17 protein-coding genes, 1 tRNA gene and 1 pseudogene are annotated in these 16060 nt (G+C 39.0%); 4 read left to right on the forward strand and 15 right to left on the reverse strand.

Features of this window, described 5'->3' with window-relative positions; genetic code table 11:
* Positions 1–11 precede the first annotated feature (11 nt).
* From DEAC_RS01065 to DEAC_RS01085, 5 genes are all read right to left on the reverse strand, one after another.
* Positions 12–2558, reverse strand: a complete 2547-nt coding sequence (locus tag DEAC_RS01065; RefSeq protein ID WP_345788144.1) for a DNA translocase FtsK — start codon at positions 2556–2558, stop codon at positions 12–14.
* A 198-nt stretch (positions 2559–2756) separates the two neighbouring features.
* Positions 2757–3716: a metal-dependent hydrolase gene (locus tag DEAC_RS01070; RefSeq protein WP_047808177.1), complete on the reverse strand. Its 960-nt coding sequence runs from the start codon at positions 3714–3716 to the stop codon at positions 2757–2759.
* A gap of 196 nt (positions 3717–3912) precedes the next feature.
* On the reverse strand, positions 3913–4803 hold the full coding sequence (locus DEAC_RS01075; protein ID WP_047808178.1) for a BON domain-containing protein: 891 nt from the start codon (positions 4801–4803) through the stop codon (positions 3913–3915).
* Between the two features lie 73 nt (positions 4804–4876).
* Complete coding sequence (locus DEAC_RS01080) at positions 4877–5896, reverse strand: potassium channel family protein (RefSeq protein ID WP_047808179.1); 1020 nt, start codon at positions 5894–5896, stop codon at positions 4877–4879.
* A 34-nt stretch (positions 5897–5930) separates the two neighbouring features.
* Positions 5931–6755 (reverse strand): PHP domain-containing protein, encoded by an 825-nt coding sequence (locus DEAC_RS01085; protein ID WP_047808180.1) that lies wholly within the window; start codon positions 6753–6755, stop codon positions 5931–5933.
* Positions 6756–6913: 158 nt separating this feature from the next.
* Here DEAC_RS01085 and DEAC_RS01090 point away from each other — a divergent pair.
* A tRNA-Trp gene (locus DEAC_RS01090) sits at positions 6914–6987 on the forward strand.
* A 147-nt stretch (positions 6988–7134) separates the two neighbouring features.
* Here DEAC_RS01090 and DEAC_RS01095 read toward each other — a convergent pair.
* The 3 genes from DEAC_RS01095 to DEAC_RS01105 form a co-directional block, all read right to left on the reverse strand.
* Positions 7135–7380: a helix-turn-helix domain-containing protein gene (locus tag DEAC_RS01095; RefSeq protein WP_152671331.1), complete on the reverse strand. Its 246-nt coding sequence runs from the start codon at positions 7378–7380 to the stop codon at positions 7135–7137.
* Positions 7381–7520: 140 nt separating this feature from the next.
* Positions 7521–7802, reverse strand: a complete 282-nt coding sequence (locus tag DEAC_RS01100; protein WP_053006241.1) for a hypothetical protein — start codon at positions 7800–7802, stop codon at positions 7521–7523.
* A gap of 95 nt (positions 7803–7897) precedes the next feature.
* On the reverse strand, positions 7898–8092 hold the full coding sequence (locus tag DEAC_RS01105) for a helix-turn-helix domain-containing protein (RefSeq protein ID WP_047808182.1): 195 nt from the start codon (positions 8090–8092) through the stop codon (positions 7898–7900).
* 203 nt (positions 8093–8295) lie between these two features.
* On the opposite strand from DEAC_RS01105, the gene DEAC_RS01110 reads away from it, so the two are divergent.
* Together DEAC_RS01110 and DEAC_RS01115 are read left to right on the forward strand one after the other, a co-directional pair.
* Positions 8296–8526 (forward strand): helix-turn-helix domain-containing protein, encoded by a 231-nt coding sequence (locus DEAC_RS01110; RefSeq protein WP_152671332.1) that lies wholly within the window; start codon positions 8296–8298, stop codon positions 8524–8526.
* A 255-nt stretch (positions 8527–8781) separates the two neighbouring features.
* A complete protein-coding gene (locus DEAC_RS01115; protein WP_053006242.1) occupies positions 8782–9525 on the forward strand; it encodes a hypothetical protein in 744 nt (247 codons plus the stop codon).
* Positions 9526–9655: 130 nt separating this feature from the next.
* Here the strand turns inward: DEAC_RS01115 and DEAC_RS01120 are convergent, their stop codons facing one another.
* From DEAC_RS01120 to DEAC_RS23725, 7 genes and pseudogenes are all read right to left on the reverse strand, one after another.
* Positions 9656–9904, reverse strand: coding sequence for a hypothetical protein (locus DEAC_RS01120; protein ID WP_047808184.1), 249 nt, complete (start codon positions 9902–9904; stop codon positions 9656–9658).
* Positions 9901–10701: a DNA adenine methylase gene (locus tag DEAC_RS01125; protein WP_047808185.1), complete on the reverse strand. Its 801-nt coding sequence runs from the start codon at positions 10699–10701 to the stop codon at positions 9901–9903. Before DEAC_RS01125 ends, DEAC_RS01120 begins: the two co-directional genes overlap by 4 nt.
* 191 nt (positions 10702–10892) lie before the next feature.
* A complete protein-coding gene (locus DEAC_RS01130) occupies positions 10893–11660 on the reverse strand; it encodes a hypothetical protein (protein WP_047808186.1) in 768 nt (255 codons plus the stop codon).
* A 264-nt stretch (positions 11661–11924) separates the two neighbouring features.
* Complete coding sequence (locus DEAC_RS01135; RefSeq protein WP_053006244.1) at positions 11925–12872, reverse strand: TIR domain-containing protein; 948 nt, start codon at positions 12870–12872, stop codon at positions 11925–11927.
* 401 nt (positions 12873–13273) lie between these two features.
* Positions 13274–13432, reverse strand: a pseudogene (locus DEAC_RS24755) (helix-turn-helix domain-containing protein); the annotation flags it as partial.
* A gap of 390 nt (positions 13433–13822) precedes the next feature.
* Complete coding sequence (locus tag DEAC_RS01140) at positions 13823–14116, reverse strand: hypothetical protein (protein ID WP_047808187.1); 294 nt, start codon at positions 14114–14116, stop codon at positions 13823–13825.
* Positions 14117–14379: 263 nt separating this feature from the next.
* Positions 14380–14583 carry a hypothetical protein gene (locus DEAC_RS23725; protein WP_047808188.1) on the reverse strand — a complete coding sequence of 68 codons (204 nt, stop codon included), beginning with the start codon at positions 14581–14583 and terminating at the stop codon, positions 14380–14382.
* Between the two features lie 180 nt (positions 14584–14763).
* On the opposite strand from DEAC_RS23725, the gene DEAC_RS01150 reads away from it, so the two are divergent.
* Positions 14764–16017 carry a DNA polymerase Y family protein gene (locus tag DEAC_RS01150; protein ID WP_047808189.1) on the forward strand — a complete coding sequence of 418 codons (1254 nt, stop codon included), beginning with the start codon at positions 14764–14766 and terminating at the stop codon, positions 16015–16017.
* Positions 16018–16060: the final 43 nt, after the last annotated feature.

Raw genomic sequence — 16060 nt, forward strand, 5'->3', positions numbered from 1 at the left:
ATTGTTAAGTATTAACCGAACCGCTCTTGAAATTCATCCATAGTAATAAGTACCTGTCTGGGTTTACTTCCTTCATAAGGTCCCACAACTCCTTGATCTTCAAGCATATCCATCAAGCGCGCAGCCCGGGTATATCCGAGTTTTAATCGTCGTTGTAAGAAAGAGGTCGATGCGATACCGCTTTTAAGACAAAGTTTTCCCGCTTCAAAAAACAGCGCATCATCCGGCCCGTTACCTTCATCGTTCTTTTCCGGAGTTTCTGCAAACAACCGTTCCGGATCAAGATATTCGGGTTTGCCAAGGCTCTTCCAATGGGCAATGATCTTTTGAACTTCTTCATCGGTCACTAAACAGCCTTGTACGCGTAACGCCTTATTAACTCCCAGGGGAGAATAAAGCATGTCGCCTTTGCCCAAAAGTTTTTCGGCTCCAGTAGCATCAAGTATCGTGCGTGAATCGATTTGAGACGATACCGCGAAGGAAATTCGGCTGGGAATATTGGCCTTAATGACCCCTGTTATCACGTCAACAGATGGACGCTGGGTTGCAATTACAAGATGAATGCCTGCTGCCCTCGCCATTTGCGCCAAACGGCAGATGGCCTCCTCAACTTCCCCGGGAGCTACAAGCATGAGATCTGCCAATTCATCGATGATAACTACGATGTAAGGCAGCTTCACGGACGAATCAGCTTCAGACTTAAGTTTATTATAGCGGACAACGTCTCGAACTCCAGCAGCGGCAAAAAGTTCATATCTATTTTCCATTTCTTTAACAATCCATTTAAGAGCACTGGCAGCCTTCTTAGGATCAACAACTACGGGAGCAAGAAGATGAGGAATTCCGTTATATTGACTCAGTTCAACCATTTTGGGATCCACGAGTAAGAATTTCACTTCTGCCGGCGTTGCATTAAATAAGATTGAATTTATGATTGAGGTAATACAAACACTCTTTCCGGAACCTGTAGCTCCGGCTACCAAAAGATGGGGCATTTTAATCAAATCTGCGACGATGGGCTGATCTGCTATATCTTTTCCTAATGCTACTTTAAGTTTCGAAGGATAGTCATGAAAACTGGGGGTCTCCAGTACTTCTCGAAAAGGTACCGAACGCGCCTGTTTATTGGGAACTTCGATGCCAATAGCCGCTTTTCCTGGAATAGGAGCCTCAATACGTACATCACGAGCCGCCAGACCTAAAGCAATATCATCCGCCAGATTGACAATCTTACTGATTTTCACTCCCGGTGCCGGTGCCAATTCGTAACGAGTGATCACAGGTCCACTGGTAACCCGAATTACCTTTGCTTTAACTCCGAAATCTAAGAGAACTTTTTCTAATAACCTGGAAGTCTCGGGATCTTGGACAGGGGAATGTTTTAAAATGGGGTCAAGTAAAGAAAAGTCAGGAGATTCCCAAAGAGTATAATCTTGAGCTTTATCTTCAGGAATATCTTCATGAATATTTTTTGAAACTTCTTCAGGAATATCTTCGAAAGTAATAGGAACATGAGTTTCGGGTGAAGGCTCCAAGGTAGATTCTAAGATCGGTTCTGTCTTTATTTCTGAATCTGATATTTGAGCCGATATGGGTTCTTGGATTGATTCGGCCTCTAATTCCATTTTAGATTCAGTGTTAAATTCCGGCTTCTTCTCCACTTCCGCAGAATCAACAATTGTGTGCGGTCCATTATGGGAAATCCCCGAATTAACGCCTGAAGGATCACTGGGCCTTTCGTCTTTTAAGATGCATTCCTTTACAGCCGTAACAGTATTAATCTCATGGTTGATCCGCAGATCAGGCTTATCCTCAGGTTTAAGGCCTTCATCCTGAGGATCTGTACAACATTGTTTATCTGATGATACCTTAAAGTTCTCTTCCAAATCCCTGTGAGTTGGATTGTTATCGAGTTTAAACTGTGCCAAAAACTCTGCTTGATCTGCTTGTGATTTAAAGATAGGTTTAACCAGAATAGGTTTCTCTTTCAAATCATCCTGTACCAATGGCTGGTTATTTTCCGACTTAGGAATTTCGTTCTCCATTGTCTCTTCTTGATCTACGTCCTCAAAATACGTTTCGATTCCCCTTAACAGAGTCAATTTCGGAGTCTTTTTCGGCAAAAACGACTCACCGGCTGCAAAATATGAAGGAAAATCTTCGCCCAGTTCGTTCATTTCCATCGCTTGTTCCTGATCAATATCTTTAATTTCTACCCAATCCGGCGAGGAAAAGTAATGATTAAAGCCTTGCAAATTAACAAGTTTTCCACCGGGCAAGGGTATTCCCTCTTCATTTAGTTTAGGACTTGTTAACCACGTTTTCGTGGGCTTCGCTTCAGTTTGTCTTCTGCTTTGAGCTTTAGCGATTGCTTTAGAATGAACACTCCTTGTGGTCGTTTGAACTTGAGTTTGAGACCGAGACCGAGATTGGAAAGACTGGACTTTATCCGAATAAATCCATAAAACGATAGCAATAATCATACATAAAAAAAACGCAATCCAAGCAAAAGAAGCCCCAAAAATCGCTGAAATCCCCGAAAAAATCTGTCTTCCCATAAAAAATCCCCGACCACCCATAAGGCTTATTAGAGAAAACAGGAACAATAAAATACTTATTATTTTTAATGGTATTATTTTTAAATCAAACATCTCTAAATTCTTTCTATTGCCTCGCACCTTTTCACCCCCATGCTATATTACTCATTATGGTTGATACGCTATGAGAATGTCAAAAGGTTTTTTAGTCTAATCTCCTTAGTAACTTAAAAGCACACCCTCTTGATTAGGGAAATGATTAAAAATTTCATAGGATATTTCACCGTTTTCGTTCAAGTAAACATTGCCGGTATAGAGAAAATCACCTTTCGTCCAATAACGCAGATCGACGAATTCCACCAAACATTCTCCTGAATCAGAGTTATGAGCCACCACATGATAATACGGGGTAAATTGACAAAACATTTCCGCCAGATTTCCCTCAAGAGCATTAGAAACTGAAGGATTGTCTTTATCGAATTTCGGCAAAACTCTGCAAATTGAAGGCATCTGATTACGGACAATACCAAACCGCACCGAATCTCCCTGGAAGAGAATAAAATTCCAGGCAAAAGGATGATACATGGCTGGAAGGACTTTAACCTCATCACGTGATTTAATTGAATACACTTTCATAAGTTTACTACGTGTTTTCAAACGGCCGATTTGACGGTACCCTAAATATAATAAACTAAAAAATATGGCAAACGAAGCAGAAGGCCTGGAAAAATCAGCAGAACGCAATGAGGCCATGAAAGATCCCAGAAACAAGCATGATATGATGGGATCAGTAAGCATTATCATATCAACTGTAATTTTTTTACGCGAAAACGGCCATAACAATTCCGCTCCAAAAGAATTTAATAAGTCCATAATACTATGGGATAATGTTCCAATAAGTGTCCATAATACCACAGTCCACCAAGATGTCGTGGGATAAATCAAATATAAGGCTGTTCCGAGTCCCAGAGACATTCCAGTTAGGGCAATCAAAGAATGGCTTGCTCCCCGGTGGTTCAACAAATAATTTAGCCGACCTTTGAGATGAGCTAAAATATCGAGATCAGGAAGCATAGCGCCCAGAGTACAACCCAAAAAAACGGGATCATTTAATTGCATCGTATGACCTGAGAAAGCACTTAAGGCAATTCCGACGAGTCCATGAGTTATGGGATCCATTATTGCCCTCCTTCACATAATTGTCACGACCCTAACAGTTTTTATTATAGCATAAAGTTGTTGAAGCAACCCGAATTTCATACTCAGAAATGCATTTCCTGATTTTTCATCTGCTAACATATAATTAGAAAACTCCGCATTACCATGCGGAGTAAAATTCAAGACACAGATAGCAAAGTATCTAAACCTAAGTCAATTACCCTTTGCTGGAATGTGCGGCAACTTTAATTGAATTATTAACAGTATGAATCTCAGGGATGCCTTTAATCATTTCTTCAGGCAGATCCCGTTCCTCTTCGGTGTAAACTTCTCCAGTCAGAAAAGCAATACCATTCTGTACAAAAGCGCGAATTTGGCCTGAATTTAAACCATGCTGTCCTAACTTTGACACAAGCTGCTCCGTCAGCCACAAGTCGTCACCTTGCGACCGATGGCGAGTCATGATCTCACTGACAACAGCCTTCACACCGGGAACTTGATATGCGGTTTCAACGGCCCATTCCATCTCTTCCTGAGTGTCGACAAGACCACTTAACGTTATCAAGCCATTACGCGCACCCGTCTGAATTTCATGTGCATTAACCCAAGGCGATGCAACCAAGGCATTTTCCACACGATTTACTATGGTCGCGTCATCAACAGCCTTTTCTAAAAATTGGATTTCGCTGCGGATTTCTTTTACACCGCGTACCTGAGAAGCAAGGCGCTTAGCTAACCGTTCAGTGCTTTGGGTTTCGACATGTCCAAGCAAGGTGGCAATTCCGCGGCTAACCCGACACCCCAAATGAGTAATATCCTCAAAATTAGACCTCTTAAACCGTTCAATAATCCCCTCTTCTATATCCTTATCCAGGATATTTCCGTCGTTAGCAACCGTCAGAGAGTTATCTAATTCACGAACACCATCGATGCGACCCACACGACTCCCGAAAAAATCCTTTTCCACCAAACTATCAACCGTTCCCCAGATTATTGCCCTGTCTCCTTTGACCTCCACGTGAATTCCCTGTCCGCTTTCTCCGAAATGTGTATGAATAAGTTTTTTGATATCACTAAGAATGTCTTTTTCGGATCGTGAATTATGCATAAAATCTCCCTCCAAAATGAAACTGTGTTTTCATACTCAGAGGGTATTTTATCCCAAGACTTCCTCTTTTAATCTATCCTATTTCAGCAGGCTTTAATTTTGTCAGATTCGCTGCCACTTCTTCCAAAAGATGCAATTGTTCTCTTAACCCCAACACTATGAGAAGATCACCTTCTATGATTTCCTCTTGAGCGCTAGGATTACTGATAACACGATCATTACGCAAAATTGCTAAAATCATAGCACCAGTTTGCTGCTTAATACCACTTGTGGACAAGGTTCTTCCGATCAGGCAAGACCCTTGATCAACTTTAAGTTCCATAATTTCCATTCCAATATTTTGATCGTGAATAACAGTTTCGAGATACTCAATACTAATAGGTTTTAAAATTGACATAGCCATTCTCCAGCCGCCTAATATGGCTGGAGAAATCACCTTGTCAGCCCCGGCACGCAACAGTTTATTCTCGGATTCCAACCGATCCATGCGGGCAACCACCTGAATATTCGGGTTTAGCCCTTTTGCTGTCAGGGTTACAAACACGTTTAGGGAATCTTCAGGAAGTGCCGTAATTAATCCCTTTGCTCGCTCAATTCCTGCCTTTTTTAATACCTCATCTTCAGTAGCATCATTATTAATGACCAGATATCCTTCCTCAACAAACTCATGGGCCAAGTCCTCTTCTTGTTCAATAACGACACAAGGATGGCCTTCTTTCCTCAGACGATAAATCACTTGTTTTCCAACGCGCCCTGCTCCGCAGACAATAATATGGTCTTGAAGTTCTTCGATCTTTTTATTCATCTTTCTTCTCCCATACGCCCCGGCCAGTTGGCCCTCAATTAAAAACGCCATCATTAATCCAACGAAATAGAGCATTACTCCAGCTCCGCCAATCATGAGAATGATGATAAAAACATGGCCGGAATCTGATTTAACTTCATAATCTCCGTAACCCACCGTCGTAATGGTCTCAACAGTAAAATAAAAGGCTTGGGCCAAAGTGAGGTGTTCCGTAGTCATTAACCCAACTGTTCCAAAAAACAGCGTAAACAAAAGGGCTGAAAAGGCTAGTCCAATGCGTCTGCCCAAAAAATCACTTCTTTCGTTAGAACAACCTTTGGCTTTAGGTCAGTAGGTTTCGCAGCTTATAAACTCCTTCAAGGGGAACATCCAACTGACCCATTTGGATCCGGCCAAATGGCCCATGATAATCACTTCCACCTGTAGCCAAAAGAGCAAATTGAGCAGCAACTTCAGCGTAATAAGAGATTAAACTCTGCTGTTGTTCCCAATATCCATAATACACTTCAAGCCCAATTGGCCGATAGGCTAGGAGATCAAAGACCATATCCGGTTCAGACAATAAACCGGGATGAGCCACAACAGGGAAACCTCCGGAATTAAAAATCAAATCAACAGCATCTTCAAATCTATGTTTTAGATAGGGAAGATAGGCGATTCCACCGGGGCGAAAATATGTGGCGATATCTTGCCAGCTTTTTGGATTTAAGCTGCTATATCGATGATGTATAGCCCTCATAATATGGCCCTTACTAACAGCTCCAATCGAACCGACCTCACGCTCAACATCCTTCCACTCAATGGAAAGTCCACCTTTCTGAAGACATTTAACCATATCGTAGGCCAGAGATGTACGCTGCTTTCGAATCTCACTTAAACGAGTTTGCAAAACTGAATTGTGAATATCTTTAAAGTAGCCTAGTAGATGAACTTCCTCTCCCTGAAAATTTGTTAATAATTCAACACCGGGGATAATTTCAATATTTAGATATTTGGCCAATTCTTCCGCCCTTGTGATACCCTCAGTACTTTCATGATCTGTGATAGCAAGTATTTTAACGTCATTTGAATGGGCGAGATTTAAGACCTCTTCGACAGTCTGCGAACCGTCAGATTCTTGAGTATGAACGTGTAAATCAATCCTCAAGGTACCCACTCCCTCCCACTGACTTATTTTATAATGCCTATTCTGGTTTTTCTTGAAAAATCCTGCCGCCTTTATTATATTTCATTTAAATTAGTTCCATAATCATAGTTGACACATATCTTATTTTAAGCTATAATTCAATTCGTCGCTAAAACTAAAGGGGATTAGTTTAATGGTAGAACAGCGGTCTCCAAAACCGTCAGTGCGAGTTCGACTCTTGCATCCCCTGCCAAGATCATAAACGCTGAAACGCGCATGAATAAAGGAAATGGAGGGTTTAATACCCTCCATTTTCAATTACTCCCTCTTTTCCTTGTACGGTTATCTATTGGCTAATTTTATCCGTATGCGGTTATTTTACAGGCACGTACTGGGCACACTAGGCACGTTTTAGGCACGTTCTTGGAGGGAAATTCTTATCATAATCGGACTCAAGACCTATGAAAACTTGCTCAAGCTTAATATGAAATAATCGTTTCATTTTTTTTGCTACAGTAAAAGGGATACATCTTGTATCCGATTCATATTTTTTAACATCTTCCTCTGTAATGGCACAATATACAGCAACCTCTTTTATTGAAAATCCTCTTAATTCCCTTGCTGATCTTAAAGTTATCGTAAACATTTTTATCTCCTTCGTTTTACCTCTTGCCGAAGAAGGGGGATTGAAAGTATAATTGAATAACAAATATTCCCTTCTTCGGAAGTGAGTATTTTATAAGGAAGTCCGGACTCTGTCAGGGGTGCACGGGCTTCCTACTTTTATTATTGTTTAGAAGTTTTCTTCCTATCTAACGGCTCAATAGTTAATCCAAAGTCTCCGGATATAACCTTGTATTTCTCTCCATTAAGTTGAAAAATCTCTCCTTCGCTTAACCCGGATTCGTCAATTTCGCCGCCAAGATCAATATCTCTTCTAGTCCATGTTTCTCCATCATCACTGCTGACTTTTACCTCCACAATTGATATTGGTTCCTCGGTACGCTCATAAACCTCTTTTCCGATGTAGTCTACGTATTGATCCGCAATTGATTCGTTTTCGCTCAAATCCTTAGCCCCCTTCTTACAGAATGTGTATTCTTTTATATTAGAACACCTGTTCTTTGTTTCTTCAAGGGGTAAATTGTCGAATGCTCAATATTTCACATTTCCTTAATTAATAATTCTAACTCAACGCCTAGACATTTTGCGATAAGTGCCAATGTTTTTATCTTAGGCCGAATTCTCCCCTCCTCTATTGCTGCAATGTATCCCCGGCTCAATCTGACCGCTTTGGCCAGATCATCTTGAGTCCATCTTTTTTCATGGCGAAGATACGCAATTTTTTCCCCTATCATGTCGTTCCTTGTTGCTATTAAAAGTTTATACCTTAAGTAGTGTCGAATTTAGTCGCAATAACTTGCTTATTAACTACATAGTTTACGATAAATTTTCTATAAATTCGACACAATTTTTTTACTTAAGTATAAACTTATCCATAAGCTTCCTTTTTCAAAGGAAGCTGGCTGTTTATGTTGAACATAAGCTCTCGGTGATAATTATGAAGCAACACAAGCATTGTAGGGCTTATGACGTTATGATTAAAAAAGGTATGAGATTAAAAGACTTAGAGGGAATAACAGGCTATTCCAAATCTCATTTATCTCAGATACTTAATGGAAAAGATTGTTATTTATCAACCGCCCAGGATATAGCTCTTGCCCTGGGTGAAAAAGTAGATTATCTTTGGCCTGATTACTTTCATAATGATAGACCTTGGCGACCAAGCTAGTGTCTATCATTATGATGGGTTGGACATTTTTCACACTCCTCCTTTTTGAAAAAACTAAAAAGCCAGCAAGAGCTCTCAATCATATAAGAGCTTTTTGCTGGCTTCCGTCTTCTGCGGTATTGCCTATTGTTATTTTAATTATGCTTAGTTTAATCTCTGATTGGTCCTTCGTCAAGTACAAGTGATTGAATTTTTGCTGAAAAGCAGGAAGATCATAAAAAGGACGGAAAATTAGATCAAAGGGAGTTGAGAATGATGTTTGATAAATTGGCCAAGCTTTTTATTGGCGACCGGCCTGCCGGAACTAGCGCGAAAAAGAAAGAAGAAATATTTCTAATAGACTTCATAAGTAAAAGGTCCTCTGGTGAAACTATCGAAAAAGCAATAGTAAATTTTCCTCTAGATAGCCTAGCCATAATAATAAATGGTGAAGAAAAGCCTTTTGATGCTTATTACGTCAGAAATGAAGGCTTAAGCAGCGACGAGCTTTATTTTCGTATAGCAACTCCCAAATATAAATTCTGGATTTTGCCAAAAGATCTGTCTAGATTTATGAAAATCGCCGAGAAGAAAAGAGCAATGCAAATCGAGAACAGAAAGAAACAGAACAAAGAATTTAATGCCAATCTTAATACTCCAGTTAATTATGATTCTATAACAGACGAAATATACAAATGCTTTATTACCGGCAAATCAGGAACAAATGAAATCTGCACTCCTGAAAAATTCGAGGAAATTGAAAGCCAAATATCAGCCATATGCAAATCAAAAAACGGAAGATATTATAAATCAAAATCCAAGTCTGCTAAATATGCAATAATTTTTAGCCCATATAGCAGACTAAACTCAAATATAGGGCGATTAAGGGAAGAAGGATATAAGGTGACAACACTTGAAAGAGCCCTTCAACATTTTGGCCTTTATCATTTGTTGGATTATGAGTTAATGGTTCAAAAAGAAAAGGAAGCTATAGATTATTTAAAATCAAGATACTGTTAAACGAAATATCTTTGCATGAAATGTCAATCATGGTGGATCGGGTAACAAAAAAGAGAGCTTAAGCTCTCTTTTTCATGTGGGGATATTACGGGAAGTAACCGCGGTATTCTATACAGTATTAGAAAATACGTTACATCTTCCACAACAACCACTTGCAAGTATTCAATTCGTATTTTAGCTCAAAGCGTTTCAGCTCTCTGTTAATCTCACTTTGGCACTTAAACAGCAACATCCAGTTCCCTGCGATCTTCTCTTCTTCCATGGAGATGACCTGCTCGATCTTGACCTCTTTGTCATCGAGTTTCATGCGGATTGGTTGAGGACGGCCGTTAAGTTCGAACCAAGCTAGGACAGAGATAGGCGTAGCATAAATTTTCATTTGTCTATCTCTATCTCATAATTACTTATGAATAATTCCTTGGCAAAGCTGCTTTTATCGGTTTTGCAAACTGAATATCTTACTTCTATCTCCTTAATGTTAAAGTCGGAATACAGCGCTCGAATCTCCGGATGGTCATTAATACTTAGCAAAAACTTTCCCTTTATTTTAGCCAGACATTCCTTCAATCTAATATGATCATCTTTAGAAAATGGTTTGCTCCCCTGACTTGTATAATCAGCCAATCCATAATATGGCGGATCACAATAGAAAAACGTTGAAGAACGATCGTAACTTAATATAATCTTCTCGACATCCCTGTTCTCTATAATGGTATTTATCAGCCTGTCCCTCACAGAGGTTATGCTTTCCCTTACTCGTTCAAGAGTCATCGGTGGCTTCCTTAAAGGACTAATCATAAAATCCTTCATTAAAGATCCAAAGCTAAAATGTAATAGGTAATAAAACCTGACTGCCCTTTTTACATCTGAGGTTCCGCTGAGACTTAGAGCCTTGTATTTCTGGAATATTTCTCTTGAAATAAGTAGATAATCCAACGCCTGTATGAATTCTTCGGGCTTTTCCTTTACTACTCGAAAAAAGTTAATTAGTTCAGAGTTTATATCGTTGTAGACTTCTACTTTAGAAGGAACCTTTTCAAAGAGGACCCAGCCAGCGCCTCCGAAGGGCTCACAGTAGCATACATGCTCTGGTATCATCTTTACGATGGTTTTCCTTAGTCTATATTTGCCACCCATCCATTTGATTGGACTATTCAAGTCTTCACCACCAAACATTTGTATTATTTTGTTAGATCATTTGTTCTAATTATATAACTATAGTTCATGGATGACTAGCCCCAAAAAGCAAAAAATCCCCTCATTAAGAGGGGACATCAAGAAAAGTAGTACATCCGTTGATTTCGAATCAGACAAGAACGGAGATGGGGGTGGCGATGATTTTTATATTACATTCCTTCCTAATGTAATTATCTCAAACTGCATTCAATCTGAAGCTCATTAAGTAAGGTTGGATAAAATAAGTTATTGTCCAGAATATTAAACAAATGATTAGAATTTCGCAAACCTCCACAAAAATCCGGTTCTAAGGCTATAGTCATACCCTTAAGTTTCGGTAAAATCAATTGCATTAGGGGCGAGTGAGGCGAAATCGTTTTTACCACCTCTTCATCATTGACTAACTTCACATCTACACCCCCACCACAAGCATCCTTACTTTCGGTAAAATAATCCAAATCGATATCAAAGTATATCGAGTTAATGTCATCTTTTTTTAGACAATCTATCAATTCATCAATTGTATAAAACACCTTTCCGTTATGTTTTTTGCCAAGATAATCTGTAAAAGGAAATATATCATCATACTCTCTCTGCTTGCACAACACGTAGATTTTTGACACTAGATTTAAATATGCCGCCGCTAATATTTGCCCATCATTACATGGATTGAGTTTATATGCAGTGAAAATACCTACTTCATTAAAATCATCTCGATTTAGTGCTGTTAAATCATCACATTCCATCTCACTCAATGGGGCCAAATCTTGATGCCAATCCAGCGATACTAACGTTGAGGGAACATTCTCTGCTTGTAAACTTGCCCATTTAGTCCAATAATAAAAGGCAAAACGGTGTTCATTTAGTACAGAAACGTTAACAACTTTATCATTATAATCATTATGAAGTATATAATTAAAGGTCCCGGGCATTGTTCTATCTTCATAATTCCAATTCACTTTATCCCCCCTAATAATGAATCAAATGATTTCTTCATTATTAATTAATTGACATCCAACAATTATTTATTAGCCTTTTATTTTTTCTAGCAAAACAAAAGTATTTAGAATCTCACACCTTCCCCGCAAGTAAGGGGAAACTTGTCTAATCAAATAAAAGGCTCCCATCATCTCCCATCATTTAGATGAAAGGTCTTAAGTACTTAAAACAAATACATTACAGTTTTTATAAGAGTAGCTTCTTTCTTATCCAAACTATTGCTTTCAAAAGATAGCTTTAATTCTAGTATCCAATTTGTCATATAGGTCATTTTCAGTTACCCAAACTATATGATTATACTGCCGAGTATCAAAGTGAAGATCTTTAACGTGATCCTCTCTACATGTCCAAATTACCGGTTTCCCTAAACCAATCGCAAAACCAGCCTCGTAATAAACACCACCACGATTAAAGGTGAAATCTGCTACAACATATTTACATCTCCTTATATCGGCAATGATACGATCAGAAATTTGTTCAATATGTTCCTCGTAATCTACTCGAATAGGATTATATCCATTGTCACTAATAGCCTTTGCAATACTATTCTCGTAGACAGTAATTAAAGAAGGATCAAAAGACATAGCTATAAAGACACTTTTATTATCTTTTTGATCTCCTAGTTCCAATTCTGCGACTTTGCCCCAACCTTTTGGCGTTAACCGAACCTCATTGGGCAACGATAGACCATTATCTTTTAGCTCAATGAGGTTTTCATCAATCAACTGTTTCATAATATAAAATTGCGCTGTTGTATTATTCTTATCAGCATAAAAAAGAGAATAGTCATTAGCCGTTACCTTGATAAAATCACCTGAATATGCAGACAATTTGGCAAGATTTAAAAGAACCAAATCCAGTCGATCAAAAATCAACCTCGGAAATTGTTCGATAATTTGATCAAGGCCTATACCAGATGGCACTGATAAAGCAGACGTTCTATTAAGACAGATGATGGGTAGAGATGAGCCTTGAATATATCTATTTCTTAAATATGCAGATATCTTTGCTGAATGTTCATTTCGAGTTGCGTTACCTTTAAAATTTAATAAAGATAAAGCTTCATGATGTATAGCGTATTCACCACAAACTGGACAAGAGAAACTAAGAATCGCACCATTAGTTAATGATTGCTGCGAAGCTGATGTATTATCACAAATTGCGCAAGCCATAATTATTACCTCCGTTGAGAAAATCTTTCTTATATGATTAACATCATCTCATAACTTTTTCGCGAAGTAAGGTGAAAATTGTCCTATAAACGCAAAAATTCCCTCCCACCATTTTCTGGCGAGGGCGGAGATGGGGGTGGCTAGGATTTTCATAGGGTTAGCTCGTAGTTATATAAGTAAGGTGCTTCCACCATGAATCAAAAAACTATCGCCTTTTTGGTCCTCTTCGTGCAACAAAGTTTACTACGACAGCCAAAACGAATAAGCCCCATAACCATAACGGAATATTTGTAACTAAGATTTTTATTGTCCATAGTGCGTAGTGTAATATCGCCAACTGATCAACTTTAAAACTAATAGTAAACACCCCTATTTCACTAGATTAGTATTTTTCTATAATCTCACAACCTTTTCGCGAAGTAAGGGGAAACTTGTCTAAAACGAAAAGACGCCAAAGAATTAACCTTCGGCGTCTTTTTATGCTCCAATATATCTTCCACATTGCAGTCGAGTAAATTGCAAAGCCGGTCAATTACTGACAATGCCACATATTCATCATCCCATAGCTTAGAAGCTAGGTATCATTTATGATTGCTCAATAGGGATAACCTGAAAGAATCTTTTTCTTATATTTGAAACCGTTTCGGAGAAAATTTCAGTGTTTATGCTGTATTTGAGGGCAGAACGATAACCGCAGTAATAGAAATTGATAAATAACCCCGCCTGACGAGGGCAGCCTGGGTAGCTGTCGAAACCTAACCGGGACAAGCTCCGGGGAGGTCGCGAGATCCCGCACCGAGGGAGTAGTACAGCTTCCCTTTACATCTATTTTGATCTTTGAGAAATAGAAAAGCCCCCATCGTTCAGTGAGGGCCTTAAGGAAAAACTTTATTGGACAATCCGACATAATATGTATTGCAGTAATGGACATTAGAGCTGTAGTCTTAGTCCTATAAATTCAGATTTAAATATACATTATCTATTATTTCCTGTCTTTTCTTTTTATCGTATATTTCTATTTTTTTTGTTCCAAAATCACCAAGTACTTCTACTCCTTTATTAAAGACGCTCTGGAATTCTTCCATATTTTCAATAATTAAGTATAAATACCTCTCGCTTGCGTCTATAGAATATATTCCATAATCCGCATTAATTATTTTTTTCATAATAACATCTAGATCCCATCCAAGACCCCGAAAATCGCGTGCTGTATTTAGATAGATTTCGTCCACAGAAATAGTCATTAAACCTCTCTCCTTTGATTTACTTATCCAATTTACATAATATTATTACATACCCTTATGCTAAAAAATGTCGAAATTAGACTAAAATCTTTGCGTTTAATAAAGTGTGTAAAACATAAAAATCCCTCCCCCGCACTAAGCGAGAGAGAAATTTGATATCGATGTCGGAGTTTACTCTCCGGCATCTTTTTATGCTCCAACAGCTCCCCCACACTCACATTGAGATAAGTGCAGAGCTTGTCAATCAGGTCTTGCGGGTAATGCTACATATCATTGTTATACATATGAGATATTTCATGTGTTTGGGTAGTGTATTGCTGTCTCATAGATGACATAATGTCTAAAGCAATCGGATAATTAACATACAAATAATATGCACCGGCAATTTCAGCTAGGATGGCACAAACAATTACATAAGCGACAATCGTTGGTTTAATCAATTCCCTCCACACGCTATATACAGTCATTTGCTTTCACCTCAGCGTATAGCCTGCCCCTAGCTCCTACCTCTTAAACAATTATCATACTCAGATAAAATCAATATTACTATTCTGCATAAATTGCAATTATTTGGCAAGATATCTTCCTTTACTCAGAACAATAGTTTTGGTAAAATCAGAACATATATTCTATGTGGGGTGAAGGAAATGGGCAAGAGAATCATTTTTCACGTCGATGTTAATTCAGCCTATCTCTCCTGGGAGGCTGTTTACAGGCTTCAGCATGGCGATTCACTTGATTTAAGAACCATTCCCTCAATTGTTGGCGGCAATCCTGAGACTCGACACGGCATTGTTTTAACGAAGTCAATTCCGGCCAAAAAATATGGCATTCAAACAGGTGAAACCCTTCATACTGCTTTGGCTAAATGCCCGGAGTTAGTGATTATTCCGCCAAACTATGGATTATATATGCAATGTAGTAAGGCTTTTGGTGATATACTCCGCGAGTATTCTCCCCTAGTTGAGCAGTATAGCATCGACGAGTATTTCATGGATTTTTCAAATATGGAACGTCTGTTTAAAGACCCTGTTGTGGCTGCCTACATGCTAAAGGATCGAATTAAAAGCGAGTTAGGATTCACCGTTAATATAGGAGTTTCTACTAATAAAATCCTTGCTAAAATGGCGTCTGAGCTTCAAAAGCCTGACAAGGTCCATACAATTTTCCCGGATGAAATCGCAGAGAAAATGTGGGTCCTTCCTATCGAAGAGCTATTTATGGTCGGTCGTGCTACTTCCAAAAAGTTAAGAAGCCGGGGAATCAGAACAATTGGAGATTTGGCACATTATGACCCTAAACTAATCAAACCCTTTCTACACAGCCATGGGCTACTCGTTTGGAATTATGCTAACGGGATCGAATGCAACCCAGTTAGAGAAAATAGGCGACCCATAATTAAAGGGATGGGTAACTCAACAACGATCGCATTTGACATTGACGATAGAAAAACCGCACACTTGGTTTTGTTGTCTTTGACCGAGACTGTGGCTACAAGGCTACGGCAATCCGGTTATTGCGCAAGGCTGGTATCTGTCTCGTTTAGGACAAATGAGTTTTTTGATTGTTCTCACCAAAGAAAGATTTTCTCGGCTATTGACTGCACAAATGCGATATACGAGGTGGCTCGTGAGCTGTTCGACGAGCTATGGAAGTGTGAACCAATCCGTCATTTAGGCATTAGAGTTTCCGAGCTATGTCAGAATGATTTTCAGCAGATGACCTTTTTTGAGAAGGATTATGCAAAGCAACGCGCCGTAGATCGGGCAATTGATTCCATACGAGAGAGGTTTGGAAATGGATCGGTATTTAGATCGGCTTTTTTAAATAGTGGGGTACGCTTTTCTAGTGGTGGAACGATGGATGATGAGGAGTACCCGATGATGTCGAGTCAATTATAGACATTAAAAAATCCCGACTTCGAAAGTTCGGGATTTTTTGTCC

Origin of the sequence: Desulfosporosinus acididurans (assembly GCF_001029285.1) — a bacterium.
Lineage (GTDB): Bacteria > Bacillota > Desulfitobacteriia > Desulfitobacteriales > Desulfitobacteriaceae > Desulfosporosinus > Desulfosporosinus acididurans.

Excerpts from the sequence above, each read along its gene's own strand:
- DEAC_RS01065 (WP_345788144.1), bottom strand. The coding sequence starts at position 2,558 with ATGGGAAGACAGATTTTTTCGGGGATTTCAGCGATTTTTGGGGCTTCT.
- DEAC_RS01070 (WP_047808177.1), bottom strand. The coding sequence starts at position 3,716 with ATGGATCCCATAACTCATGGACTCGTCGGAATTGCCTTAAGTGCTTTC.
- DEAC_RS01075 (WP_047808178.1), bottom strand. The coding sequence starts at position 4,803 with ATGCATAATTCACGATCCGAAAAAGACATTCTTAGTGATATCAAAAAA.
- DEAC_RS01095 (WP_152671331.1), bottom strand. The coding sequence starts at position 7,380 with ATGTTTACGATAACTTTAAGATCAGCAAGGGAATTAAGAGGATTTTCA.
- DEAC_RS01105 (WP_047808182.1), bottom strand. The coding sequence starts at position 8,092 with ATGATAGGGGAAAAAATTGCGTATCTTCGCCATGAAAAAAGATGGACT.
- DEAC_RS01110 (WP_152671332.1), top strand. The coding sequence starts at position 8,296 with ATGAAGCAACACAAGCATTGTAGGGCTTATGACGTTATGATTAAAAAA.
- DEAC_RS01115 (WP_053006242.1), top strand. The coding sequence starts at position 8,782 with ATGTTTGATAAATTGGCCAAGCTTTTTATTGGCGACCGGCCTGCCGGA.
- DEAC_RS01120 (WP_047808184.1), bottom strand. The coding sequence starts at position 9,904 with ATGAAAATTTATGCTACGCCTATCTCTGTCCTAGCTTGGTTCGAACTT.
- DEAC_RS01125 (WP_047808185.1), bottom strand. The coding sequence starts at position 10,701 with ATGTTTGGTGGTGAAGACTTGAATAGTCCAATCAAATGGATGGGTGGC.
- DEAC_RS01135 (WP_053006244.1), bottom strand. The coding sequence starts at position 12,872 with ATGGCTTGCGCAATTTGTGATAATACATCAGCTTCGCAGCAATCATTA.
- DEAC_RS01140 (WP_047808187.1), bottom strand. The coding sequence starts at position 14,116 with ATGACTATTTCTGTGGACGAAATCTATCTAAATACAGCACGCGATTTT.
- DEAC_RS23725 (WP_047808188.1), bottom strand. The coding sequence starts at position 14,583 with ATGACTGTATATAGCGTGTGGAGGGAATTGATTAAACCAACGATTGTC.
- DEAC_RS01150 (WP_047808189.1), top strand. The coding sequence starts at position 14,764 with ATGGGCAAGAGAATCATTTTTCACGTCGATGTTAATTCAGCCTATCTC.